The 25,364-nt window shown below is 58.5% G+C and carries 25 protein-coding genes; all 25 read right to left on the bottom strand.

The window, feature by feature from the left end; all coding sequences use genetic code 11:
* Window positions 1-4: 4 nt before the first annotated feature.
* Entirely contained in the window at window positions 5-844 is an 840-nt protein-coding gene (locus QP968_RS02585; RefSeq protein WP_284854878.1) for a segregation and condensation protein A, read from the bottom strand.
* 21 nt (window positions 845-865) lie between these two features.
* Window positions 866-1,741, bottom strand: coding sequence for a ParA family protein (locus tag QP968_RS02590; RefSeq protein WP_502869991.1), 876 nt, complete (start codon window positions 1,739-1,741; stop codon window positions 866-868).
* 106 nt (window positions 1,742-1,847) lie between these two features.
* Window positions 1,848-2,753, bottom strand: coding sequence for a site-specific tyrosine recombinase XerD (gene xerD / locus QP968_RS02595; RefSeq protein ID WP_284854880.1), 906 nt, complete (start codon window positions 2,751-2,753; stop codon window positions 1,848-1,850).
* Window positions 2,753-3,427 carry an NUDIX domain-containing protein gene (locus QP968_RS02600; RefSeq protein WP_284854881.1) on the bottom strand — a complete coding sequence of 225 codons (675 nt, stop codon included), beginning with the start codon at window positions 3,425-3,427 and terminating at the stop codon, window positions 2,753-2,755. The genes xerD and QP968_RS02600 overlap by 1 nt, the downstream gene beginning before the upstream one ends.
* 52 nt (window positions 3,428-3,479) lie before the next feature.
* Window positions 3,480-4,478 carry a copper transporter gene (locus tag QP968_RS02605; protein WP_284854882.1) on the bottom strand — a complete coding sequence of 333 codons (999 nt, stop codon included), beginning with the start codon at window positions 4,476-4,478 and terminating at the stop codon, window positions 3,480-3,482.
* A 15-nt stretch (window positions 4,479-4,493) separates the two neighbouring features.
* Window positions 4,494-5,762, bottom strand: a complete 1,269-nt coding sequence (steA, locus tag QP968_RS02610) for a putative cytokinetic ring protein SteA (protein WP_284854883.1) — start codon at window positions 5,760-5,762, stop codon at window positions 4,494-4,496.
* 66 nt (window positions 5,763-5,828) lie between these two features.
* Window positions 5,829-7,559: a DNA repair protein RecN gene (gene recN / locus QP968_RS02615; RefSeq protein WP_284854884.1), complete on the bottom strand. Its 1,731-nt coding sequence runs from the start codon at window positions 7,557-7,559 to the stop codon at window positions 5,829-5,831.
* A 4-nt stretch (window positions 7,560-7,563) separates the two neighbouring features.
* Window positions 7,564-8,520 (bottom strand): NAD kinase, encoded by a 957-nt coding sequence (locus QP968_RS02620; protein WP_284854885.1) that lies wholly within the window; start codon window positions 8,518-8,520, stop codon window positions 7,564-7,566.
* Window positions 8,520-9,347 (bottom strand): TlyA family RNA methyltransferase, encoded by an 828-nt coding sequence (locus QP968_RS02625; RefSeq protein ID WP_284854886.1) that lies wholly within the window; start codon window positions 9,345-9,347, stop codon window positions 8,520-8,522. The genes QP968_RS02620 and QP968_RS02625 overlap by 1 nt, the downstream gene beginning before the upstream one ends.
* A 14-nt stretch (window positions 9,348-9,361) precedes the next feature.
* Complete coding sequence (locus QP968_RS02630; protein ID WP_284854887.1) at window positions 9,362-9,547, bottom strand: hypothetical protein; 186 nt, start codon at window positions 9,545-9,547, stop codon at window positions 9,362-9,364.
* A 5-nt stretch (window positions 9,548-9,552) separates the two neighbouring features.
* Entirely contained in the window at window positions 9,553-10,575 is a 1,023-nt protein-coding gene (locus tag QP968_RS02635; RefSeq protein WP_284854888.1) for an HAD-IIA family hydrolase, read from the bottom strand.
* Between the two features lie 12 nt (window positions 10,576-10,587).
* Window positions 10,588-11,535 (bottom strand): tetratricopeptide repeat protein, encoded by a 948-nt coding sequence (locus QP968_RS02640; RefSeq protein ID WP_350309329.1) that lies wholly within the window; start codon window positions 11,533-11,535, stop codon window positions 10,588-10,590.
* 8 nt (window positions 11,536-11,543) lie between these two features.
* The gene (gene tyrS / locus QP968_RS02645; RefSeq protein ID WP_284854889.1) at window positions 11,544-12,818 is read right to left on the bottom strand and encodes a tyrosine--tRNA ligase; all 1,275 of its coding nucleotides are present in this window, start codon (window positions 12,816-12,818) and stop codon (window positions 11,544-11,546) included.
* Between the two features lie 78 nt (window positions 12,819-12,896).
* A complete protein-coding gene (locus QP968_RS02650) occupies window positions 12,897-13,088 on the bottom strand; it encodes a Trm112 family protein (RefSeq protein ID WP_284854890.1) in 192 nt (63 codons plus the stop codon).
* A gap of 20 nt (window positions 13,089-13,108) precedes the next feature.
* Window positions 13,109-13,738, bottom strand: a complete 630-nt coding sequence (locus tag QP968_RS02655; RefSeq protein WP_284854891.1) for a hypothetical protein — start codon at window positions 13,736-13,738, stop codon at window positions 13,109-13,111.
* On the bottom strand, window positions 13,725-15,299 hold the full coding sequence (locus QP968_RS02660; protein WP_284854892.1) for a VWA domain-containing protein: 1,575 nt from the start codon (window positions 15,297-15,299) through the stop codon (window positions 13,725-13,727). Before QP968_RS02660 ends, QP968_RS02655 begins: the two co-directional genes overlap by 14 nt.
* Window positions 15,296-16,549 carry a hypothetical protein gene (locus tag QP968_RS02665; RefSeq protein ID WP_284854893.1) on the bottom strand — a complete coding sequence of 418 codons (1,254 nt, stop codon included), beginning with the start codon at window positions 16,547-16,549 and terminating at the stop codon, window positions 15,296-15,298. Before QP968_RS02665 ends, QP968_RS02660 begins: the two co-directional genes overlap by 4 nt.
* Before the next feature lie 60 nt (window positions 16,550-16,609).
* On the bottom strand, window positions 16,610-18,046 hold the full coding sequence (gene argH / locus QP968_RS02670; RefSeq protein WP_284854894.1) for an argininosuccinate lyase: 1,437 nt from the start codon (window positions 18,044-18,046) through the stop codon (window positions 16,610-16,612).
* A 51-nt stretch (window positions 18,047-18,097) separates the two neighbouring features.
* On the bottom strand, window positions 18,098-19,300 hold the full coding sequence (locus QP968_RS02675; RefSeq protein ID WP_284854895.1) for an argininosuccinate synthase: 1,203 nt from the start codon (window positions 19,298-19,300) through the stop codon (window positions 18,098-18,100).
* Window positions 19,301-19,368: 68 nt separating this feature from the next.
* Complete coding sequence (locus QP968_RS02680) at window positions 19,369-19,887, bottom strand: arginine repressor (RefSeq protein ID WP_284854896.1); 519 nt, start codon at window positions 19,885-19,887, stop codon at window positions 19,369-19,371.
* A 1-nt stretch (window position 19,888) separates the two neighbouring features.
* Window positions 19,889-20,839, bottom strand: coding sequence for an ornithine carbamoyltransferase (gene argF, locus QP968_RS02685; RefSeq protein WP_284854897.1), 951 nt, complete (start codon window positions 20,837-20,839; stop codon window positions 19,889-19,891).
* 3 nt (window positions 20,840-20,842) lie between these two features.
* Complete coding sequence (locus QP968_RS02690; protein ID WP_284855104.1) at window positions 20,843-22,054, bottom strand: acetylornithine transaminase; 1,212 nt, start codon at window positions 22,052-22,054, stop codon at window positions 20,843-20,845.
* A gap of 8 nt (window positions 22,055-22,062) precedes the next feature.
* Window positions 22,063-23,031, bottom strand: coding sequence for an acetylglutamate kinase (gene argB / locus QP968_RS02695; RefSeq protein ID WP_284854898.1), 969 nt, complete (start codon window positions 23,029-23,031; stop codon window positions 22,063-22,065).
* Window positions 23,032-23,047: 16 nt separating this feature from the next.
* A complete protein-coding gene (gene argJ, locus QP968_RS02700) occupies window positions 23,048-24,208 on the bottom strand; it encodes a bifunctional glutamate N-acetyltransferase/amino-acid acetyltransferase ArgJ (RefSeq protein WP_284854899.1) in 1,161 nt (386 codons plus the stop codon).
* A gap of 60 nt (window positions 24,209-24,268) precedes the next feature.
* Window positions 24,269-25,312, bottom strand: coding sequence for an N-acetyl-gamma-glutamyl-phosphate reductase (argC, locus tag QP968_RS02705; protein ID WP_284854900.1), 1,044 nt, complete (start codon window positions 25,310-25,312; stop codon window positions 24,269-24,271).
* Window positions 25,313-25,364 lie beyond the last annotated feature (52 nt).

Below are 25,364 nucleotides of genomic sequence, written 5' to 3' on the forward strand. Positions count from 1 at the left end.
TTCCCTACTCCCAGTTCTGCGCGGCCACCACCGCGGGATCCACATTTTTACCAGTCCACGCAATATCCAATTGCCCGAGGGCCTCCTCCTGCTGGGCATCAATCGCATGGGCCTTATACAGCTCTAACACTGCCAAAAATCTGCCCACAACTTCCATTGTTTTAGTGCAGTCACGGGTCAGCGCGGTGAACGTAAGCCAATGATCTGGGCCGGCGAGTTTTAGCGTGTCCAAGATCTTCCCGGCCTGCTCCGGCACAGATACGGCCTGGGCATGCACGTGGTCAGTGCGCACTGTTTCTGGTGGCTTCGGCCGAAAAACAGAGGCAGCTAGCTCCGCGAAACTGCCCGCTGTGTGTCCGAGCTCCACGGGCGGCATGAGATCGAGGAACTGATCCTCCATTCCCACTGCGCGGGGATACCGCCGCCGGGCATTGGTCTGCCATTCCTCAAAACGATCAGCCACCTGCTGGTACGCCCGGTACTGCAGCAGGCGTGCGAACAAGAGGTCACGGGAAGACAGAAGCTCCAGATCTTCCTCGTCATCCTCACCACTACGCGGCAAAAGACGCTGTGTTTTGAGCGCTAAAAGAGTCGCCGCCGTGACTAGAAACTCAGTGACTTCATCCAACTGTGCTGTCTCGCCCAACAGACGCACATATTCAATGAACTCATCAGTAACTTCAGCCAAGGCGATCTCAGTGATGTCAAGCTTCCTGGCACCAATGAGGTTCAGCAGCAGATCATAGGGTCCCTCGAAGTTATTGAGAACAATGGTGAAACCGGTGATCTCTGGCTGGTAACCCTCATTACCAGCCATCGGTCGATTCGTATGCGTTGTTGTCATGCCGGATCAACGGCTCCCCTACTAGCGCTGGGAAGTGCGCTCGATGACCTCAAGCGCCAGATTTCGGTACTGCTCCGCGCCTGGTGAGTTGGGTGCCCACGTGATAATCGGTTCACCAGCGACAGAAGTTTCTGGGAAGCGGACGGTGCGGGTAATCACGGTGTCAAAAACACGATCACCGAAGACTTCCACCACACGATCCATGACCTCGCGGGCGTGGGTGGTGCGACGGTCAAACATGGTCACCAGGATGCCCACGATGTCCAAGTCGAAGTTAATGCGGTCACGCACCTTCTCCACAGTGTCCGCCAGAAGGGCGAGGCCACGCAGCGAGAAGTACTCGCACTCCATCGGGATGATCACGCCATGAGAACACGCAAGAGCATTCACAGTGAGCAAGCCCAACGATGGCTGGCAATCGATGATGATGAAGTCATACTCCCCGCGCACTGGGCGCAATGCGCGGCCAAGGGTTTGTTCACGGCCGACCTCATTGACCAATTGGATTTCCGCGGCTGACAGATCAATATTGGCCGGCACGAGATCCAAACCGGAAACATTCGTGCGCTTAATAGCCGAGTGGATGGAAGAGGTGTTATCCAACATCAGGTCATAGACCGTAACTTGATCCTCATCTTGAGTCACCCCAAGACCGGCAGACAAAGCGCCCTGCGGATCCAAATCAACCAGCAGGACTTTACGTCCCTGTTCCGCAAGGCAAGCGCCAAGATTGATGGATGAGGTGGTCTTGCCCACGCCACCCTTTTGATTAACCATGGAAATGATCGTGGCCGGGCCATGCTTGTCCAGTGGCTCCGGCTGAGGGAGTTCGCGCAGTGGGCGTCCAGTCAGTCCGACTGCTGCCTGCTCCGCATCGAAGAGTCCTTCGTCTGCCACAGTCCCGCCCTTCATTTTCAGGTCGACCAAACATTTACTGCCCGTCATCTTACACGGGTGTTATTTACCGCGTAATGCGTCTGATCCCCTTGTTTTCGCAGTGTGTTTAGGAACGCGGATGGGCGGTACGCCAGACCTCACGCAAGTTCTCTGGAGTGACGTGAGTGTAGATTTGAGTCGTTGTCACACTGGCGTGACCGAGTAATTCCTGGACGGTACGGACATCTGCTCCACCCTCAAGAAGGTGTGTTGCAAAGGAATGGCGCAGAGTGTGCGGTGAGATGTCTTTCTCAATCCCCGCGCGCGAAGCCGCATCTTTAATAATTGTCCACGCGCTCTGCCGGGATAGCGCTCCCCCGCGCTTGTTAAGGAATAGTGCATGAGACTTGCCCTGTGACAGGGCGGGACGACCACGCACTAAGTATGCGTCTAACGCCAGATTCGCCGTGCGCCCCACCGGGATAATGCGTTGCTTGTCGCCTTTGCCAGTGACCTTGATGTACCCGGGCATCTGGGAAACATCATCCACTACCAAACTGAGCACTTCAGATACACGTGCTCCCGTGGCATACAGAATCTCCAACAAGGCCTTATCGCGTAGGTGGTGAGGGGTGTCGGTCAAGCAATCGTCGAGAAGCTTGCTCACCTCATCAATACTCAAGGTGTCAGGCAGCTTCTCCCCCTGCTTGGGTGGTGAGACGCGTGCTGCAACATCCGCAACCACAATGCCCTCAACGGTGGCGAACTTATGCAGACCCCGGGCAACAACAAGTGCTCGGCTGGTTGAGGATGCCGCCAGTGGCTTCCGATACTCATCGCCCCGGCGAAGATCTGCGACATAGGCCTCTAAATCAGCAGCAGTCACTAAGGCGAGATCCGTTTTGCCAGAGCTTTCCAGCCAATCAACGTAACGCCCTACATCACGCCGGTAGTTGCTTAGCGTGTTCTCTGAAACACCCCGCTCAACAGCGAGGTGATCAAGCCACAATTGGCCAACTTCCCGTGCCTTCACTACATCCCAATCTTTTTCATATCGGGCTGGACACCTTGGTGCTGGCGCCGTAGCGCCATGTGAGTCGGCCGCACATCAAAAGGTGTGTCAGTGGAACGGGGAAAAGAGCGCCCCGCGAGCACATCCGATGCGGCGAAGATGCCGGCTATCGCAATCGAATTGATAATGCGGCCGGACATAACGGCTTCACGCGCATCCTCAATGTGCATCCAGGTGAAGCCCATGTCTGCTTCTTCATCCTCGGCTTCAGGGCGCTCCACCTCAGTCAAACCAGTGGCCATGAAGACGCGTACTGCTTCTTCGGCGAAACCCGGGGAGGTAACCAAGTCCAACAAAAGTGACCAGTTCTGCGCTTCAAGCCCAGCTTCTTCGACGAGCTCGCGCCGTGCTGTAGTCAGCTCATGCTCACCTGCAAAATCGAGCAGACCCGCAGGAAGTTCCCACAATCGCCGTCCTACGCTGTGGCGATATTGCTCAACGAGGGCGATACGGTCCTGTTCATCCACGGCAACGACAGCCACGGCCCCGAAATGTTCTACGATCTCGCGGTGAGCGCTGACACCACCTGGCATGGTCACCGAGTCGCGCCGAAGCGCCAGAATGGGCGCGTCCACAAGAAGCTCAGAGCTTGTCACTGTGAATTCATGTCGCGAGGATTGTGCGTGGGAAGTCATGGCACCAGTTTAGGCCCGGCTCGAACAGACAAGCCGGGCCTAAGCGCAAGCTTTATTCAGCCGACTCAGTGCGTGGACGTTCCGGGGCGGGCGCCTGCGCGTTGGAGGCCGAGCCGTAGGCACCAGACTTACCGCCTAGCTGTTCAGCCAGAGCGAGGATGGTGGAAATCCTTCCGGTTTCAGTGTCGAGGGAATCCACGGTGGATACCGCAGCGCTTGCCTCAGCATCGGAGCGAATCAGCTCGATGGATCCATGTGGCCCCGCCGCGCCACGGCGACCGGCAAGCACAACGGCATCCCCGCGTGAATCCAGGCCTTTGGCAAGGTCGGCGAGAACCGTCGCGGCAAACACATCCGCATCGTCCTTGACGCCATCGCCCTCGTCGATGCTGCCACCGGTGACCACAATGATGCCCTGTGCCGGGGTGATCGTGCCATCGGCGTATTCGATGAATCCGGCATCACGCAGTGCGTGCAGGACCAGTGCGCGGTCTTCGACCGTGGCCAGTGGCTCATTCTTGTCCACGTCAAACATCAACGCAGTGCCCAAGGACTCGCCAGCGTGCGTACCTGAAGTTTGGTTGTCCACAGAAAGTTGTGCGCCCGCCGGCAGGGTGTTCGCGACGATGGAGCGCAGCTCATCTGCACCATCCTGGGAAAGGAACTTGTCGGTTAGAGTGATCTGCCCGGCTGCCGTAGCACCTGCCTGTTGGGCAAGAGACTCGACGGCTTTCACATCATCCTCATCGGCGTTAGGAGCCCGCACAATGATGTAGGGGCGCTGTTCCAACGTGCCCTCCACAATGCGTTTGGAGTGGCCAGCCAGAAGCGCATTAGCGGAATTGGCCTCCGGGTTTTCTGGGACCTCACCGTCCTGCTTGTTTGCCTTAGCTTCACCCCGGTCGGCGGAGTCGATGTTGTTGAACGCGTAATCCGAAATAGGAGCCAAGGAGGGCGCTACCACCAGGGTTCCCAGGGTAAGGCCACCTGCAAGGCCCCATGCGAGGCCACTGGCAACCCATCCGGCAACGCCGGTCTTCTTTTTAGACATGTTGTTGCGCCCCTCCTAGCGCTTGAAAAGGTTTTGGACGGTCAAGGCGAAGTTGTTCCACGTGTCAATGAGGTTGTCAACGAACGTCCCGTTACCCATGAAGCCGACAATGAGGACCACAGTGGCTAGCGCCACGAGCAGGCCCAGAATTGCCCACGCCCACGCAACACCGGAGCCAGAGCTGGTCTTGTACAGATTCTCAATCACCGTGGATTCCACGATGCGGTTGCCGGCCTTGAGGCGCGTCAGCATTGCAGCCGGGGACGCTGCCAGGTCATTGCCGAAAATACGGTCCAGGTCGACGAGATCACCGACGGTGACAATTGTTTCGGCCTGGTGAAAGACAGCCAGCAAGATTGCCAGATCCATCGCCGAATCAGCAGCTGCCGGGAATGTCACGGCACCAACACCAAGATCCTGGATGCGTTCCAAACCAGCTGCATGCCCATCCGGGTCGGCTGGCAGGATCACCCGCGCATCACCACGCAGCGCGTCCGTGGAGATATCTGCTGGGTCTCCAACGATGAATTCGCAGCTGTATCCCAGATCAAGCAGCGTGTCAGCGGCACTGCCAACGCCGATGATGACTGGGCGGTATTCACGAATGAAGTTCCGGAGATTGGTCACTCGCTCACGCACATCAGGAGTGGGTGCGACGATGAGGACTTTCTGGCCATCCATGACATCGCCAAGTTCGGGCACACCTACACCGTCCACAAGCAGCGGCGATTCGGAATGGATGAATTCGATACTGTTGCCAAAGTAGGCTTCCATATTCTCAACAAGGGCGCGCTGAGCATCATCAAAAACCTTGTCAGCGGTCTCCCTGCCCAGGTAGTCAGTCTGCGCGATGACCTTCTTGCCCACGACGAGTTCGCCATCAGCGCTTAGCGTGGCTTTCTTGCCATCCCGAAAGGCTTCGCGCGTGGTAGCACCTGCGCCCTCATAGAGCGGGATCCCAGCGTCCAGCAGAAGCTGCGGGCCATAGTTCGGGATATTGCCTGTTGAGAACTTCCCAATGTTCACCACAGCAGCCGGACGCTTTTCCACTAGCGTCTGAGCCTGACGTCGCGTCAGGTCAGGGGCATCCACGACGGCGATATCGCCTGCAGTGAACTTGCGCAGACCTTTGCCCTGCGGAGTGCAGTCACGGAGGTGGCCATGAATGGGGGCAGCGGGCTTCTCCGTCGCGTCTGGCGTGGCGGGGACTGCGAGAGTGTCAGGGGTACCAGCCGTCTGCGGGGTTGGTTCTTTCGCCTCAGAGGCATTGGAAGTTGAGCTCATGACACGTAATCTTGCTGTATCAACCAGCAATATTGGTGGAGGCGCGCTGTAAGAACAGCTCTGTTTTTAGAATGCAGCGATCTCTGCCTGGGCGCGCTCCATGAGCTCATTAGCGTGCGCCCGGCCTGTCTCCGAATCATCCATGCCGGCGAGCATCCGAGCGAGCTCCTCAATGCGCGCGTCTCCCTCAAGCACATCAACACCGGACGTCACGGATTCATCGCTCACATTCTTCGACACATGCAAGTGTGTCGTAGCGTATGCAGCAACTTGCGGAAGGTGCGTAACCACAATGACCTGGTTGTTTCGTGCTAGACGAGCCAAACGTCGTCCAATTTCGACGGCAGCGCGACCGCCGACACCGGCATCCACTTCATCAAACACCAACGTCGCGCCACCCTGCTGGCTAGACAGAATGACCTCTAATGCGAGCATGACGCGCGAGAGCTCACCACCAGAGGCGCTCGAAGCCAATGGTTGTGGCTCAAGCGCATCGTTCGGGGCCAATCGCAATTCGACGCTATCAGCACCGTTACGGTCGAATTCTTGCTTATCGACGGACACAGTCACCCGCGCCTTCGGCATCGCCAGCCCGCGCAGTTCCTCCGTGACCGCTTCCTCCAATTTCCTAGCCGCAGCAGTCCGCTCCTTGGTCAGTGCTTTTGCCGCAGTGGTCATCTCTTTCTCGCTGGTTGCCACACGCTTCCTCAGCTCTTCAATTGCCTCCGCAGAAGTATCAATCGAGGCCAGCCGCTTCACTGCCTTGTCACGCCAAGCAAGCACACCTGCGATATCCGGCGCATACTTCCGGGTAAGGCTTTTCAGTTCCTGCTGACGTTGGAGCAAGCGCTCCAGTTCATCTGGATCACTTGGGAGATCGGAGAGGAACATACCCAACTCACCAGAGACATCAGTGAGAACCGCTGCAACATCTGCCAGCTGGCTGCCCAGTTCCCGCAAATGGCCGTCACTGGCCTGTTGCAGCGTTGAAGCAGCCTGGCCAATGAGCGTTGAGGCTGGATCCGCACTTTCCGCACCGCTGTTGTACTCCCCGACGGATTCTGCCCCATCAATGGCGACGAGTGCGCCTTGCGCGGACTCGCGCAGTGCATCCACATCCTGCAAGCGGTTGATCGTAGCTACTAGGTCAGTGTCCTCCCCATCTTTGGGGTCAATGCCGTCGATTTCATCCACGGCGAACTGGAGGCGGTCGACTTCTTGCGCTAACTCACGGCGCTTTTCTGTACGCTCGCGCAGATCCTTCGTCGCCGCGCGCCATTTCGAATAGGACTCGCGGTAACGCTCTTTCAATGGTGCGATAGCCGGGTCAAAAGCATCCAACGCTGCCAGCTGTTCTGCTGGGGCCAACAACCGGAGCTGATCATTTTGTCCGTGAATAGTCAACAGGTGGGAGGTGAACTCAGCCAGTGTCGCAGCCGGGACAGTCCGCCCGCCGAGGTGAGCTCGGGAACGGCCAGATGCCTTCACCGAGCGGGCAGCAAGGTACTCGCCGTTCTCATCCGGCTGCGCTCCGGCGTCTTCGGTGATGGTGGTGAGGGCGTCCCGTGCGACGTCGCTAAGCAAGTGCGTGCTGAAAGCACCTTCAACAGTGGCTTGCGCAGCGCCCGTGCGTACCTTCGATGCATCCGCGCGCCCACCAGTAAGCAAACGCAAACCGGTGACAACCATTGTTTTACCCGCACCTGTCTCACCAGTGAGAACATTGAGTCCCGGCGAAAATTCGACGGCGGAATGCGGGATAACGCCCAGGTTATCGATAGTTATTTCGGTGAGCATAGACCTACCGCTGCGTCACGTTATCGGCGTAGGAGAAATCATCCTTGACCACGGGACCGCGCCAGCCATTGACCGGCAGATGAAGTTTGCTCACAAGGCGATCAGTGAACGGCCTGTCGTCCAGACGCACGAGGCGAACGGGACGCTGTCCGCGTACAACCTCAAGGCGCGAGCCGGGCGGCATGTCCAGATGGCGGAAACCATCTAACACGACGTTGGCGGGAGTGGTAGTGATCAGCGACTCAACTGCGACCTTGGAGCTGGGCGAAACGACAAGTGGCTTTGTAAATAGAGCGTGGGCGTTATTGGGAACCACCAAAATGGCGTCCAACTCCGGCCATAGAATCGGGCCACCCGCGGAAAACGCGTAGGCCGTCGAGCCCGTTGGTGTTGAGATGAGCACACCATCACAACCAAACGAGCTCACCGGACGAAGATCAACTTCAAGGATCGCATCCAACACACCACGGCGGTCTAGGTTCTCCAAGCTCGCCTCGTTAAGAGCCCAACCCGTACCCACGAGGTCGTTGTTGTGGTCATGCACCGTGACATCAATGGTCATTCGGCTATCAAGAGAGTATTCGCGGTCGATGACACGGCGAATTGCGGTTTCCAGGCTGTCCTCTTCCCACTCCGCCAAAAAGCCAATGTGGCCCAAGTTGATACCAAGGATTGGCACATTTTGAGCACGTGCAAAACCAGCGGCGCGGAGGAATGTGCCGTCACCGCCAAGGACGAGGACAAGCTCGCAGCCTTCCGCTGCATGTTCATCTGGTTCAACCCGGCACAGCTCGTCCAGCGCCGGGTAATTACCGGCGTAGGGCAATTCCTCATCGCCCAGCAGACGAACAGTGAAACCGGCCTCGAGCAGCAACTCAGTTGCGCGGGCAGCAGAAGCGATATTGCCTTCACGGCGTGTATGAGGGACCAAAAGAACAGCGCGGTCACTGCTTGTTGCCATTAGTTTTTCGGTCCTTCCTCTACTGCCTGCTGAATCATAGCGGCCAACTCGCCTTCACTCGGAACGCTGTGGCCACCATCCTTAACCAGCCATAGGAAGTATTCTACGTTCCCACTCGGCCCGGGAAGCGGAGAAGCCACTGCAGCACGACAACTTAGGCCTAAAGTATGAGCGAATTGCGCGACCCCCAGGGTCACTTCCTCGCGCAGCTGCGGTGAGCGCACAACTCCCCCGCTGCCGAGCCGCTCCTTGCCCACCTCAAACTGTGGCTTCACCATAGGTAGCAAGTCAGCACCGTATTCCAGACTGTCTGCGATAGCCGGCAGGACCAGTTCCAGGGAGATGAAAGACAGGTCACCCACCATCAACTGCGCGGGTCCACCCATCATCTCCGGGGTGAGGTGCCTGATATTGGTCCGGTCCAACACTGTCACGCGCTCATCGTTTTGTAGGCGCCACACCAACTGGCCATAGCCCACATCAACGGCGACGACTTCTTTCGCCCCGCGGCGCAACAGCACATCAGTGAAGCCACCGGTAGAAGCACCCGCGTCCAGGGCCCTCTTCCCGGCAACGTCCAGCCCAAATGGCTCGAAAGCCTCTAGCGCCCCAAGTAGTTTGTGCGCACCGCGCGAAGCCCAGTCATCGCCGTCAGCTTCCGCGACCTTGATGGACACATCCGGTTCCACAACGGTGGCTGGCTTCTTAGCCACAAAACCACCGACTTCTACGCGGCCAGCCTTGATCCACTCCACAGCCTGTTCGCGTGAACGTGCGATCTTCCGGCGCACAAGTTCCGCGTCCAAACGTCGACGCCCTGGTGCCATGCCTAATCCCCCCTTTAAGCCCGGTCCTGGAGTGCCTCGGCGAGGACCTCATACGCTGCCTCATACTCGGCTAACTCCGCCGCCGGATCATCCATCGGCTGGGAGAGCACCGCCTCAAAACGCGCGGTCAGCTCCTCAGGCGTGATCGCCGGCTTGCGGGGATCACGTGGCTTCGGCATCGGGGTGCTATGAGATTGCATGAGCTTTACCACCACGCCTTGATCGCCGTACCAGCTGCAGGCGATGCAGCCTTCACATCGATGAATTCGGGCTCGTCCTCAATATTCCACGCCACACTTACAACAGTGCGCAACGCTTGGAGCCACGTCGCGTCCTCGTTGCCACCATCAAGAATGATCACGGCCTCCTCCGAAGCACGCTGTTCAACCGTCGCGGTGAACCCGCCCTGAACAGCTGGCGCTAGAGAGCTAAAGTCCCCTGCATAGCTGGTCAACACTAGCAAGTCCTCCGCTATAAATGTTGGGCGTTGGCCGAGGGGTGCAGCAATCAGTGCCCGTGGACCCGAAACACCAGTGAGCACATGCAACGTGTCCATCCCCGCTGCCACCCCACCGGCGATATCCGTATCCAACCGGTCTCCCACTACCAATGGTTTGTGTACGCCGAGTTTTTCCTGCGCTAGATCAAACATCGCGCGACCCGGTTTGCCGGCGGCTTCGGGTACAACGCCAGTGGCACTGGACACGGCAGCGACCATAGAACCATTGCCCACCATGAAACCGCGCTCAGCTGGCAACGTTGAATCCAAGTTACTAGCCAGATACACGGCACCATTGCGGATAGCCAGCGCTGCCTCGGAGAGCTGCCGCCACCCGGTGTCCGGATTGTGCCCGTGCAGAACCACCGCCGGGTTGTCATCCGCGGAATCCACAACGACGAAGCCAGCCTCACGCACCAGACCCTTAAAAGAATCGGCCCCGACCACTAAGACCTTCGCGCCGGGATCCGCGTGGCGTTGTGCAAGCACGACCGCAGCTTGCGCCGACGTCAGCACATCCCCTGCGCTGGCATCAAGGCCAATAGCGGCGAGTTTGCCTGCCACTTCATCCGGACCTTTGGACGCGTTATTCGTCACATAGGCCACGGCGCAACCCGACGCGGTGCATGCGTTGATGTTTGCAACGGCATGTGGGATGGCGTCGCCGCCGGCCCACACAGTGCCGTCAAGATCGAGCAACAGCGCGTCATAAGGCGCGATCACGCTCATCGCTGTCCCCCTCTACCCCAGTTCCGTCAGGCGCTGCTTGGCATCCGTCCACTCCTCGTCGTCCACAGCGGCGACGTGTTCAAACCAGTGGCGCGCCTCATCAGTTCGGCCAATCTGCTGCAGCGCATCTGCGTACGCATACGCCAGGCGGGTCTGCGCGAAGCCGTGTGCGCTTAAGCTCGGATTCATCTGCTGCAGCGTTGCTAATGCCGATTCATGCTGGCCCAGGTCATGGCGCGCACCGGCGACGACAATGGCCAATTCAATCCGGGAATCCGGGTCCAGTTGTTTCACTTCCGGGCTACGGCCAATCTCAATCGCCTTCTCCGGCCGGCCAAGTCCACGCTCAGCGTCAGCCATGACAGCCAAGAGACCTGGGCCACCGCTCATACGGCGTGCGGCGCGCAGTTCAGACAGTGCTTCCTTCCACTCCCCAGCGTGGTACGCGGCAATACCTGCTGCTTCACGGACCACACCAACACGCCCAGCACGGTTCTTCGCAGCACGTGCGTGGGTCAGTGCCAGCTGCGGATCATCTGCCATCCATGTTGCGGCCATGATCATGTGTTTGGCCACCTTATCCGCGTTGTCCTTAGCCAACACGCGGAGGTCCTGAAGGACCGATGGATCAAGATCGGTCGGATCAATATCATCCGGCAGCGAGGGCTCTTTTTCCTTCTGCGCCATGCGGTCCTCACGGAAGCCCTGGCGGTAAGGATTGGATCGATCGTGGCGCACCTTGCCATCGCTGCCATCACGACCAGCGCCACCACGATTCGCATGCGTACGGCGGCCATGGTTGCCGCCCTGACGGTCATCTCGACCGCCGTGGTCACCGCGTGCGTTCCGGTCGCCACGGGGATTGCGGTTGCCACCGGACCTTCGGTCCTGGCGTCCTTCGCGGTTCTCCCGGTTATTGCGTGAATCCCGGCTGCTGTTCTGCTTGTTGTCCTCGCTCATTGCGTCACCTACCCGTTCACTTTCACGCCGGAGAAGTTCTTCTTGCCACGGCGCAGCACAATCCAGGAACCGTGGAGCAGATCTGCTTCGGTCGGCTCCCAATCCTCCGAATCGATGCGCTGGTTATTCGCATAGGCGCCACCTTCCTTGATGGTGCGGCGTGCAGCTCCCTTCGACTCGGCCAAGCCAGTGCCCACGAGCATGTCGACGATTCCGCGCGGCTCACCCGCATTGATCTCAAAGACCTCTGTCTCAGACACAGCAGCAGCCAACGTTGCCTCATCCAGATCCGTCAGCTCGGCGCGACCAAAGAGAGCCTGGGATGCCAGCTCAACGTTCTTCGTCGCTTCTGGGCCGTGAACAAGGTCAGTCATCTCCTTCGCCAGCTTCTTCTGCGCGACGCGTTTGAACGGGCGCTCCTTGACCTCAACCTCGAGCTCATCCAATTCTTCCTTGGTCAGGAAGGTGAACCAGCGCAGGTAACGGATCACATCAGCATCAGCGGTGTTGATGAAGTACTGGTACCAGCGGTACGGGCTGGTCATCTCCGGATCGAGCCACAGCGAGCCACCACCGGTGGACTTGCCAAACTTCTTACCCTCAGAGTCAGTCACTAGCGGCACGGTCAGGGCATGTACGGACTCACCATCAATACGGCGGTTGAGATCCACACCGGCAACGAGGTTGCCCCACTGATCAGAGCCACCAACCTGCAGCACACAATCGTGGCGGCGACGCAGCTGCACGTAGTCATTGGCCTGCAACAGCATGTAGGAGAATTCGGTGTAAGAGATACCGTCGTTTTCCAGACGGCGCTTCACCGTGTCGCGAGACAGCATGGTGGACAAAGAGAAGTGCTTGCCCACATCACGCAGGAAAGTGATCACGGACATCTCATTGATCCAATCCGCGTTGTTCACCATGATCGCGGCGTTCTCACCTTCAAAGGAGACAAAACGCTCAAGCTGACCTGCAATGCGCTTCGCCCAATCGCCGACGGTGTCGGCCGAGTTCATGGAGCGCTCCCCCACATCACGCGGATCACCAATCATGCCCGTGGCGCCACCAGCAAGCACGATAGGACGGTGTCCTGCTTCCTGGAAACGGCGCAGCATCAGCAACGGCACCAGGTGGCCAGCATGCAAGGACGGACCCGTCGGGTCAAAACCTGCATACAGTGTGATCGGCGCCTGCGCCGCCTCACGCAGGGAATCCAAGTCAGTAGACTGATTAATCAGTCCGCGCCACTCTAGTTCATCAATAATGTTTGCACTGTTAGCCATAGAACAGTTCTTTCACGCCTCGTTGAGTTGTAAATGGATTTTCAAAAAAAAGAAAGATGGGCAGCCCGAATCCGGGTTCTATGCGGCGGGATACGGCTCAGCTTCGTCGATAAGCAAAACCGGAATGCCTTCATCAATGCGATAGGCAACGCCAAGCCGGCGATTGACCAGTAACTGCTCGTCCTTGAGATACTCCAACGGCCCCTTGTCCTGCGGACACGCAAGGATGTCAAGGAGCTGAGGGTCAAGCGTTGGAGTGTTCGCCGTCATGGTGCTTCATCGTACCTTGTTCAGTTCTCATCCAACCCAGGCAGGTCACCGAAGGCTTCCCGCAACGCCCGCGCCTGAGAGTCCAAAGCACGCAGGTTCTGGTCCAAGATGCCCTGCTTCACTTTCTCCGCAGCGTTGGTCAACGTAGTCAGTGAGCCAGTGACCACGTCAGCAGCTTCTGGGCTCCGGTACTGCGGCGCGTCCAGGTATGTGGCAATCACCTCCGGCAGGTAGATATTCACGATGTTCCAGATGGTCTGCTGGTGCTGCGGGGCAGCTTCCAGGTCATCCCACTCGTGTAGGACGAAACGCAGTGTCTCCTCCAACTCAATGGCCTGCAGGTGAACCGACTCCGGCGGCTCCACTCGGTAGAGCGGCTGAAGAACCTTATAGAGCTTTTGATCCAACTGTTTCCCCGGTGGCAGCAAGGGTGAGGTGTTCGCGGGAAGAGCTTTTTGCCGCGGCGCTGGAGTCAACAACACGCCTGCACCCCACGCGGCTGCCGCAACGACAGGCCAGAGGAACCCAAGGCCAACCACCACGTGCGCTCCCACGACCGCGGTGGCAAGACCCATGCCCACCATATTTTTCTTGGAGCTGAAAAAACTATCGCCACTGAGGGCTGCCGGGAGGCGGTTACTGGTACCCACGAATCTCCTTGAAGGCGTCACCGAGGTCACCGTTAATCGCATCAAACACAGCGCCACCGGTCATATCCGCCAGTTCCTTCATTTCTTCAACGTTTGCTTCACCGTACAGGATGACAAACACTGGGACCTTACCCTTGTTCGCGGTGACCTTGGCATAGTCATTCTTGAAGTCCGCCATTCCACGACCCGCCGTGACCTCACCATCCGTGAGTAGCACGATCGTTGCGATGCCTGCATCTGGGTCAGCCTTCTCAGTGACGCTTAGAAGCGTGTCGTAGATATTTGTTCCGCCATCGGCGACAAGACCGTTGATGTAGTCAAGGAACTGCTGCTGCACGGCAGGATCAGTGGTGCTGTAGGTGCCGGTGAGAGGTTCCCACGGTTCGGAGGAGAACTTCTGGAAGGTCACGGTCTCCCCATCGCGCAGGGACACGTTGCCGATCGTGGTTGCTGCAGTGCCATCCACCAGCGACGTCATGATCTCCTTGAGTGAATCAAGCCGTTCCCCTTCCATCGAACCCGAGGTGTCCAGCACAAAGGTCGTGTTGCCGCGTGTGCGGTATTCATTGTTGTAGCGCTCAACGAGATTCTGAACTGTGCCGTAGTTACCTGGGAACGGCAGCTCAATGACCGTCTGGGTCTGCAGCGCTGCTGGCATGTTTTCTACATCACTGACCGGGCGACGGAAGGAATCGGCGATCAGCTGCTGGTGCTCAAGCAACCAGTCTGCCAGAGCCTTGACCTGCCCTGAAGCCTCCTGATTCGCAGGATTAGCCAAGGTGGACAAAGGGTAATCCGCGGAGACAACCCCGTCCGCCGGAACGATCACCTCAATATCCGCACCCTCAGCTCGCATCTGGTGCAGCGTGGACTCGTAATTGATAATTGCATCCGCCTCATGTGGATTCTGCAGGAAAGAATCAGCCAACCAACCAGAAGAGCCGGAGACCATCGACTGCGCTTGGAAGAGTTCGTGGAGGCTTGGGCCGACTGTCTCAACATCCTGATCAGTCAATGCCGAACCAGTATCAGCCATGGCAGTAGCCACGGAAACGAGTGCAGAGAAACCTGAATTCGATGCGGACGGGTCCGTCATGCCGAAGGTGAACTTACCTTCACGGCCCGCGGCGGCGAATTCACTCCACGTTGGCTGCTTCTTATCCCAGCCAAGCTCGCGTGCCTTTGCTGTTTGCACACCGAAGGCAACGGGACTCGTAGCAATCTTGGTCTCATCTGCAAGTGCACCCCGTGCACCAATGAGGTCAACGTAGCGGTTGGTAGCCATCCACGTGGCATCGACGGAGCCATCAAAGACCCCATTTTTCAGGTCTTGAGAGTTCTGCAGGGTACCCTGGTGGAACTGCATATTGATGGGAAAACCAAGATCCGCGGACGCCTGCTGAACCACGGGTTCAAGGTCTTCCAACTCGGTTGCGGCGATGATGTTCAACGCTGTATCGGAGTTAATCCCAAGCGAATTACTCGCCTTCTCCGTCAGCTCACAACCGCTCAGTGCCACGCCAGTCAGCAGGGCGACAAGCAGTGTGATTAGCTTCTTCATTTCTCTTGTTCCTCCTGGTTGCGTGGCGGGACGCTGCCATAACGAGTGCCCGTTCCTTCAATGAGTGCTTCCAACCTGTCGTAGTTCGGTGGGTCCACCGAAGAGACATAACTCGATGGCGCTGGGAGGCCCTTCTCCTCGACGACTTCCGTCAGATAGTCATTACTCGCTGGGCGGAAACCGTGCTGCGCGGCAAGACGCTGTAGAGTCTCATCCGTGGACAAAAGGCGCCCCAGCTCCTTGCCCTCCGGGCTGATGCCTACAACGCCGTGGTTGGCCAACACTGTTGGATCCAGCTGAACCAGCACCATGTCGTCCTTGATGCGGGAGTTCGGCTTCATCTGCTCCCCAAGGAACTGCGCCTCATAGACCAGCACCATCGGCGTTGAACCCATGCCTTGGCTCAAGTAGTCATTGAAAGGGCCTGCGGAAGAAGACTGGGTGTAGCCCTGGCCGGTAAAGAACGGTGCCACCTGCTGTGTCAACCATGCAACATCGTTTGCTTTGTCTGGTTCACGTTCACCAAACTGCCACGCCAAGATGGATAGAAACATCGCAGCAGAATTAGATGTGCGGATGTCCGTCGTGGCAATTTGCACGTTCCGCGGTGAAGGGAATGTATCCCCAAGGTCACGCCACCGCTTCCCCTCTTGGGTCAAGTCGATGTACTTGTTCACATCGAGGACGTAGCTCTCCCCTTCTTTACGCACCACACCGGCGCCAACCAGCAGGTCCACGATCGGTTGGAATGTTGCCACTGCCATGGGGGAAAAGAATGGGTAATCAGCGGAGTAGCCGGAGCCTTGATCGGTGACCTTCTGGGTGGCGGGACTCGAAGATGGGAAAACAAAGTCTTCCTCATCCAAGTCCACTTCAGTAGCAATACGGCGTGAGCCAGCGGTGCTCACTGTGACGGTGTAGCCCAACTCACCGAGGCGTTCCACCACGGCTGGGTCTTCAAAGTACTCCCGCTTCTCCGACCCGACTACACCATGAATGGCCTTGGTTCCCTTGGCTGGTGCAGGCTTACCGTCACCATCCCCACCAAAACCAAAGGACGGCCCAGGAATTATGCCGCGGCCCATCAAAACAGCGACAACAGCAACGATGAGGAGTAGAACGCCAAGGCCGACGGAACAGCCCCGCCGCTTCTTTCCCGATGAGTTGCTGCTGGGTGTGCCTGCAGGCGGTGGCCCAAAATTAGGCGAAAAACTCATGCCGAACGAGGAGTTGGGGTCTTGCGTGGACATGCGCACAGTTTAGTGCGCATACCCTAACCTTGCAGGCCAAGCGAGGATACGCCAGGCAGTTTAGTTGCCGTGTGGGCTCGTTTGAGCCCACGCGCGTGCTTGCGCATTTGCCTCATCAACACGCTCACGCTGCTCCACCACACGAACACCGGCGGTGCCACCGCGGGTTGCACGGGAAGCCACGGCACCATCGATCGTGAGCACCTCACGTACCTCAGGGGTGAGGCGCTTATCCACGCTGGCGAGCTCCTCATCCGTCAAATCAACCAGATCGACGCCGCGGGATTCCGCGATGCGGACGCAGGCGCCGGACGCCTCGTGGGCTTCACGGAATGGCACGCCCTGGCGCACCATCCACTCTGCGAGGTCCGTTGCAAGGGTGAACCCTGCCGGAGCGAGTTCCCTCATGCGATCCTCGTGGAAAACGAGGGTGGAGACAAGACCAGTCATGGCGGGCAGGAGGATGCGCAGCTGATTGACTGAGTCGATGATCGGCTCCTTGTCCTCCTGCAAGTCACGGTTGTAAGCCAGTGGCATTGCCTTGAAGGTGGCAAGAAGACCGGTGAGGTTACCAATGAGACGACCCGACTTACCGCGGGCAAGCTCAGCAACATCCGGGTTTTTCTTCTGCGGCATGATCGATGAACCGGTCGACCACGCATCATCAAGCGTGATGTAACCGAATTCCGGTGTGGACCATGCGATGATCTCCTCGGCCAAACGGGAAATGTCCACACCAATCTGCGCGAGGACAAAAGCCGCCTCCGACACGAAGTCACGGGAAGATGTGCCATCCAGTGAATTATCCGCGGCTGAGTCGAAACCGAGCTCCTTGGCGATGGCCTCTGGGTCGAGCTTCAGCGAAGATCCTGCGAGTGCACCGGAACCGTACGGGGAGACCGCGAGGCGCTTGTCCAGGTCGCGGATGCGCTCGAGGTCACGCAACAAAGGCTGAGCATGAGCAAGTAGCGAGTGTGCAAGCAGGATTGGCTGCGCTGCCTGGAAGTGGGTCTTGCCCGGCATAATCGCATCCGGGTGTGCGGCAGCCTGCTTGCTCAGGGCTTCCACGAGGTCGGTGACATCGAGGGAAACAGCACGCACAGCATCGCGCAGCCACATACGGAACATGGCCGCAACCTGATCATTGCGGGAACGGCCCGCACGCAGGCGTCCGCCGAGTTCCGGTCCAACCCGATCAATGAGGCCACGTTCCATCGCACCGTGGACGTCCTCATCGGAAGGTTCCGGGCCGAAGGATCCATCAGCCACATCACGGCCCAGCTGATCCAGGCCGGCGAGCATTGCCGCTAAGTCAGAATCGGTCAGAAGGCCCGCGCGGTTGAGCACCTTCGCGTGGGCCTTAGAAGCCAACACATCGTAGGGTGCGAGGATCCAGTCGAAGTGAGTGGACACGGACAGTGCGAACATAGCCTCCGATGGGCCACCAGAGAATCGGCCGCCCCAGAGTGCGCCTTCATTCGTACCGTGCTGTTCCATTCTTATCTCCCTTTCCTCGCGCCCTATTCCTCGTGTGCTTGTCCGTTTTATTTACTTGCCAGCTTCGCGGTCGCGCTTGTTAGCAATCTCGGAGGACAGGCCGTGCAGCTTGACAAAGCCCTTGGCGTGGGACTGGTCGAAGGTATCGCCCGTGTCGTAGGTAGCCAGGTTGAAGTCATACAGCGAGTGACTGGAGCGACGGCCATTGACTGTGATGGAACCAGCGTGCAGCACCATGCGGATATCGCCGGTGACGTGCTCCTGGGTGGACTCGATGAAGGCATCCAGGGAACGCTTCAGCGGACCGAACCAAAGGCCGTCGTAGACTTCCTCGGACCAACGTGCGTCGATAAGCCTCTTGTAACGCGCAAGCTCACGCTCAACGGTGACGTCCTCGAGAGCCTCGTGTGCGGTGATGAGTGCAACTGCGCCTGGTGCCTCGTAAACCTCGCGGGACTTGATACCCACCAGACGGTCCTCGACCATGTCCAGGCGGCCCACACCCTGGGCACCAGCGCGACGGTTCATCTCCTCAATGGCCTCGAGCACGGTAACCTTGCGGCCGTCGATGGCAACTGGCTTGCCACCCTCGAAGGAAATGATCACTTCATCCGGAGCGTTGCCCAGTGCCGGATCCTCGGTGTAGGCGTACAGGTCCTTTGTTGGCGGGTTCCACAGATCCTCTAGGAAACCAGTCTCCACAGCGCGGCCCCACACGTTCTGGTCGATGGAGAACGGGGAGGCAGCGGACTGCTCAATCGGCAGATCCTTGCCCTCGGCGTACTCGATCGCCTTGTCGCGGGTCCATGCGTAATCACGCGCCGGAGCGATGATCTCCAGGTTCGGATCCATGTTGACAAAGCCGACCTCGAAGCGGACCTGGTCATTGCCCTTACCGGTGCAACCATGTGCGACGTGGGTGCCACCGTGCTCCTTGGCTGCCTCAACGAGGTGCTTGACAATGAGCGGGCGGGAAATCGCAGAGACCAGCGGGTACTGCTTCATGTACATGCCATTGGCCTTGATGGTGGGCAGGCAGTACTCCTCAGCGAACTCATCGCGGGCATCCACGACGATGGACTCCACCGCACCACAGTCAAGCGCGCGCTGGCGGACGGACTCCATGTCCTCGCCGCCCTGGCCGAGGTCCAGGGAAACAGCAACAACCTCACCGCCGGTCATCTCGGCGAGGTACGGGATGGCCACGGAGGTGTCCAGGCCGCCAGAATAAGCAAGAACGACGCGATTCGTCATATGTTTTCAGGGCTCCTTAGCTCTGTTGAATGCTTTGTAAAGACCAATAAAGACTGTATGACAGCGTACTACCCGGCTCCGGGCTCATCGCCGTCGGAATGCTCCTCGCGGTCCCCCATGAACTCCTCGGCTAAGTCTTTACCCGTGAGGGGTTCTCGGGCCAGTACAAACACCGTGTCATCCCCCGCGATGGTACCCACCACTTGGTCGAGCGCGACGCGGTCAATGTAGCTGGCCAAGTATTGGGCGGCACCGGCCGGGGTGCGCAGCACGGCGATATTGCCGGTGTGATCAACGGACACCACGAGCTCAGCGAGCATACGGCGCAGCTTGTCCCGCGGACCCTTCGGTGAGGCTTGGAAGGACTGCGCTTCCTCCCCCACCGCGTAGTAGGAACGGCCACCACCGGTGGGACGGACTTTGCGGGCACCCAGCTCATCCAAGTCGCGGGACAGGGTGGCCTGGGTGATGTCAATGCCTTCGTCCAGAAGCAGCTCCGACAACTGCACCTGGGACGAGACCCGAGTGTGATCCAAGATGGCCAGGATCTTTGCCTGGCGCACGGTGCGTGAGTTTGGTGTGGTCATGTCACTGGTTCTCCAACAGCCAGGTGAGCAATGCCTTCTGTGCATGGAGACGGTTTTCCGCCTCATCGAAGACGCGCGACTGCGGGCCATCAATCACCTCAGCGGTGACCTCACTTCCGCGGTACGCCGGCAGGCAGTGGAGGAAAATCGCGTCCTTGCCAGCACGATCCATCACAGCCTGGTTGACCTGGTACGGCATGAACGGCGTGCGGCGATCCTTCCCGTCTTGTTCCATGCCCATGGACACCCACGTATCCGTGATGATCACATCGGCACCATCGACTTCAGCAAGATCCGTGGATACCGTTACCGTGGCACCGGTCTCCTGCGCGCGAACCTGCGCTCGGTCCACGAACTCCTGCTTGGGCAGGAAGCCCTCCGGCGCCACGATGGAAATATCCATACCCGCTGTAGCGAAGCCAATCATGTAGGAGTTGGCCATGTTGTTATCGCCATCGCCAAGATAAACGGCTTTCTTTCCGGCGAGACCCGCAGCACCTTCCTCTGGGCAGAGGTTCTCAATGATGGTCTGCAGATCAGCCAAAATCTGACAGGGGTGCAAGTCATCGGACAGCGAGTTGATGATGGGCACGGTGGCACCCTGTGCCATCTCGAAGAAATTGGAGTGCGCGTAGGTGCGCCAGACGATCGCGGAGACATAGCGCGACAAGGTTGCACCCGTGTCCTGGAAAGTCTCGCCTTTACCCATCTGCGAGTTACCGGTCTCCGCCACGATGGGGAATCCGCCAAGTTCCGCGATACCCGTCATGAAGGAAAAGCGCGTACGCGTGGAGGTCTTGTCAAAGAGCACGGCCACAGATTTCGGCCCTTCAAGCGGACGGTAGGCGTAGCGGTCCTGCTTCATCTTCGCCGCCAGTCCAAGCACTTCTGCCTGTTCAGCGGGCGAAAGATCATCATCAGCCAAAAAATTTCGTGGTGCTGCGTGAATCATTATTTATTCTCCTTCAGCTTCCGCGCGGAGACACTCCGCCAAGGTTGTTGCGAATGCGTCAACTGCCGCATCCAGTTCTTCATCCGTGATGGTCAGTGGCGGGGTCAGGCGCACCACGTTGTCGGTCGGCGCGTTGAGGATCACGCCATTTTTCAGCCCTTGCGCCACCATCTTCTTCGCCACAGGTGCTTCCACAACAACGCCGAGCATGAGCCCGCGGCCACGCACGTGGTCAACGCCAGATAGCTTTTCGACGCTCCCCGCGAGCTTCTCCCCCTTCGCCCGCACCGTCTGGCAAAACTCATCGTGGACCACACCGAGCACCGCTTGCGCTGCGGCGCAGGAAATCGGGTTGCCGCCAAAGGTCGTCCCGTGGGAACCGGGAGTGAACAGCGTTGCTGCCTTGCCGCGGGCAATCACTGCGCCGATGGGCATTCCGCCAGCCAGGCCCTTCGCCATGGTGACAATGTCCGGTGTAATGCCTGCTGCCTGGTGCGCAAAGAAGTTGCCCGTACGGCCAACACCCGTTTGCACCTCATCAACCACCATGAGGATTCCATACTCATCACACAGCGCACGAACATCTTCCAGGAAGCCCTCCGGCGCCGGAATCACACCAGTCTCACCCTGGATCGGTTCCAGGAAAATAGCGGCTGTGTTGGCAGGATCTTGCTCGACGAGTTCACGGAGGTTCTCAATGTCCCCATAGGTGTAAAACTCCACGCCAGGAACGAGCGGCTCAAAAGGCTTCTGCTTGGCCGGCTGCCCGGTCAAAGACAGCGCACCCATCGTGCGGCCATGGAAACCGTGCACCGCGCTGAGCACCCGCGTCCGCCCGGTCAAACGCGAGAGCTTGAACGCCGCCTCATTGGCCTCTGCACCGGAGTTGCAGAAGAAAACCCGCGCTTGATCATCACCAAAGCGCACACGCAGTTCTTTCGCCACTGCCAACGCTGGCTCAGAGCCAAAGAAATTGGAGATGTGCCCAAGAGTGCGCACTTGCTTTTCGACGGCCTCTACCACCGCCGGATGCCCATGTCCCAGCGAGTTGACAGCAATGCCGGCCAACATGTCGATGTAGGTTTTGCCATCCGCATCCGTCACCGTAGCACCATCACCGGACACCAGGTGCAATTGCGGGGTGCCATAGGAATCCATGAACACACCCGACCACTCGGCCAGTGCCTCCGCGTTAGTACGCGAAAGGTTCGTCATTGAATCGCTCACTGCATATCGTCCTTCCTGAACACGGTGCCATCCGGGTAGTTCTCACGCTCATAATCGTTGGGCAACACCATCGTTCCAATGCCACCCATGGTGAGCAGCTCCAAGAGAACTGAGTGCGGAATGCGCCCGTCAATGACGTGTGCTGCTGCCACTCCCCCGTTGACTGCCGTCAGGCACGCTTCCATCTTGGGAATCATGCCGGAATCAAGATTCGGCACAATCTTCTCCAGCTCACCCACCTCGATCTTGGACAGTAAAGAATCCTTATTCGGCCAGTCGGTGTACAAGCCCTCAACGTTGGTGAGCACCACGAGGCGCTCTGCGTTCAAAGCAGCAGCAAGCGCACCAGCGGCGGAGTCTGCATTGATGTTGTACACATTCCCATCAGCACCAGGCGCAATGCCGGACACGACGGGGATCCTGCCCGCGTCGATAATGTCCATCACGGCTGCCGGGTTCACATCGACGATTTCACCGACAAGACCGATGTCCGTCAGCTCACCGTCAACCTCAACGAGTCGCTTCTCTGCGGTGAACAAACCAGCATCCTCACCTGAGGTGCCCACCGCGTACGGACCATGTGAGTTGATGCGCCCCAAGAGGTCACGCCCCACCTGGCCGAAGAGGACCATACGCACAACGTCCAGGATCTCCGGTGTGGTCACGCGGAAACCACCAACGAATTCACCACCGTCAAGCCCCAGTCGTCCCAGCATGGTGGTGATCTGCGGGCCACCGCCGTGCACCACCACCGGCTTCGCGCCCACGGTGCGCAAGAAGACCATGTCGGCGGCGAAGGCTGACTTCAGGTCATCGTCGATCATGGCGTTACCGCCGTACTTGACCACCACGATCTTGTCACGGTAGTGCTGAAGCCACGGTAAAGCCTCCGCCAACACCTGTGCGCGGTCTTGGTTAGTCAGACCGCGGGTCAATTCTGCTGCTGCATCCATCTTGCTGCTCATTTTCTATCACTCAACTCTACGTCGAGTACTCGGAGTTGATTTCCACGTAAGCGTAGGACAAGTCCGTGGTGCTCACCGTTGCCTTACCCGGTCCACCGGTGCCCAAATCAACATTGACCTGGATATCGATACCGCTCAGATCAACCTCGCGGGCACCCGATGCACCGGTACTGCCTTCACACACCGGCTGGCCGTTGAAGTAGACGCTGATGTTGTCCGGATCCATGTCCGCCTCTGCCATACCGACGGCAGCAAGCACACGGCCCCAGTTCGGGTCCGAGCCGAACATTGCGCACTTGAACAGGTTGTCCCGGCCAATCGTGCGTGCTGCGTTAAGCGCCTGCCCATCGGTAGTAGTGCCTTCCACCGTGATGGACACGCGCTTGGTCACACCTTCAGCATCAGCCTGAAGCTGGTGCGCCAAATCACGGCTGATCTCTAGGATCGCATCAGCTAAATCTTCCGCAGTTGGGGTCACACCAGAAGCACCTGAGGCCATAGCAACCACGGTGTCATTGGTGGATGTCGTGCCATCAATATCCAGGGTGTCAAAAGTGACAGCGGTTGCTGCACGCAATGCACGATCCAGGACCTCCGGCGTCACCAACGCATCAGTAGTAATGCAGGTGAGCATCGTGGCCAAAGACGGCGCCATCATGCCCACGCCCTTAGCCATACCGCCGACGGTCCAGCCGCCACGCACAACAACTGCTTCTTTTGCCACGGTATCCGTGGTCATAATCGCCGTAGCTGCTGCTGTGCCGTCGTCACCGAGGGAGGTACTCAGCTCATCAATGCCACCGCGCACAATGTCCATCGGCAGCAGATCTCCAATACGCCCCGTGGAGCACACAGCAACATCGGATGCAGCGCTACCAAGAGCTGCAGCGGCGTACTCCTGCATCGCCACAGCATCCTCATCGCCTTGGCGGCCGTTGCATGCATTCGCATTGCCAGAGTTGAACACCACTGCCTTGAGCGAACCATCGGCAACAGCCTTACGCGTCACCTTCACGGGCGCGGCCACGACCTTGTTGCGCGTGGTCACAGCAGCCGCTGAATATTCCGGGCCGCTGTTGACCACGAGGGCCATATCAGGATTGCCCGAAGGCTTAATGCCGGCAGTCACTCCTGCGGCCACAAAACCTGCTGGGGCAGTTACGCCTGTGGTTGCCATAGTGAACGGACTCTCTTTCAGTAGTGAATATGTAATGAACAAGTAGTGAGTAACTAATAGTTAGGGCGCAACGGCTGCACGTGGCAGACCATCGGTCTCTTCAAAACCAAGCGCAATATTCATGCACTGCACTGCTGCGCCACCAGTGCCCTTAGTCAAATTATCGATGGCCGAGGTGATCACCAGAACACCGGCACCCTCGTCCACCTCGACTTGCATGTAGCACATGTTGGAACCGACAACATTCTGTGTCTGCGGTTGGATGCCCTGCGGGAGCAGGTACATGAATGGCTCATAGGCATAGAACTCGGCATAAGCCGCGCGCGCTGCTTCCTCAGTCACATCACCATTCAGTGGTGCTGTGATCGTGGAGAGGATCCCACGGGGCAACGGCGCAAGGACCGGAGTGAAACTCACGGTCACTTTCCCATCGGTCACCTCACTGAGGTTCTGCACCATCTCCGGGGTGTGGCGGTGCTTACCAGCGGTGTTGTAGGCCTTGAGGGAACCCATCGTCTCCGACCCCAGCAGGTCCACGTTGGCTTTCTTGCCGGCACCGGAAACGCCGGTCACAGAGACCACATTCAGGTTCGGGTGAACCAGTCCAGTGGCAACAGCCGGCAGTGCTGCCAGCGTGGCACCCGTAGGAAAACAGCCCGGAACGGCGATGCGACGAGCAGTGGCAATCTGCTCACGGTGGCCGGGCATCTCGGGGATGCCGTAGGGCCAAGAGCCAGCATGCTTACTGCCGTAATACTTCTTCCAATCCGCCGCGTTGCGCAGACGGAAATCAGCGGCACAGTCCAGCACCAGCGTGCTCTCCGGAAGGGCAGCACCAATCTCAGCACTGAAGCCGTGCGGGAGCCCAAGGAAGACAACATCGTGTCCGGAGAGAATTTCCGTGGTTGTTTCCTGGATGGTTTTATCCGCCAGTTGTGGAAGGTGCGGCAGCACCACCGCAGCACTTTGACCAGCATTTGAATTGCCGGTCAACGCACCGATACGAAGCGTGCCATCAAGGTACCGCGGGTGGTTGAGCAGCAGGCGAAGGATCTCGCCACCGGCATAGCCAGTAGCGCCCGCCACGGCGACAGAAATAGTCATAGCGGTCAGGCTACTCGCCCAAGCGGCCAAATGTAAACTATTCCGTGCGTTT

The sequence above is a fragment of the Corynebacterium sp. MSK041 genome (assembly GCF_030232265.1).
Classification (GTDB): Bacteria; Actinomycetota; Actinomycetes; order Mycobacteriales; family Mycobacteriaceae; genus Corynebacterium.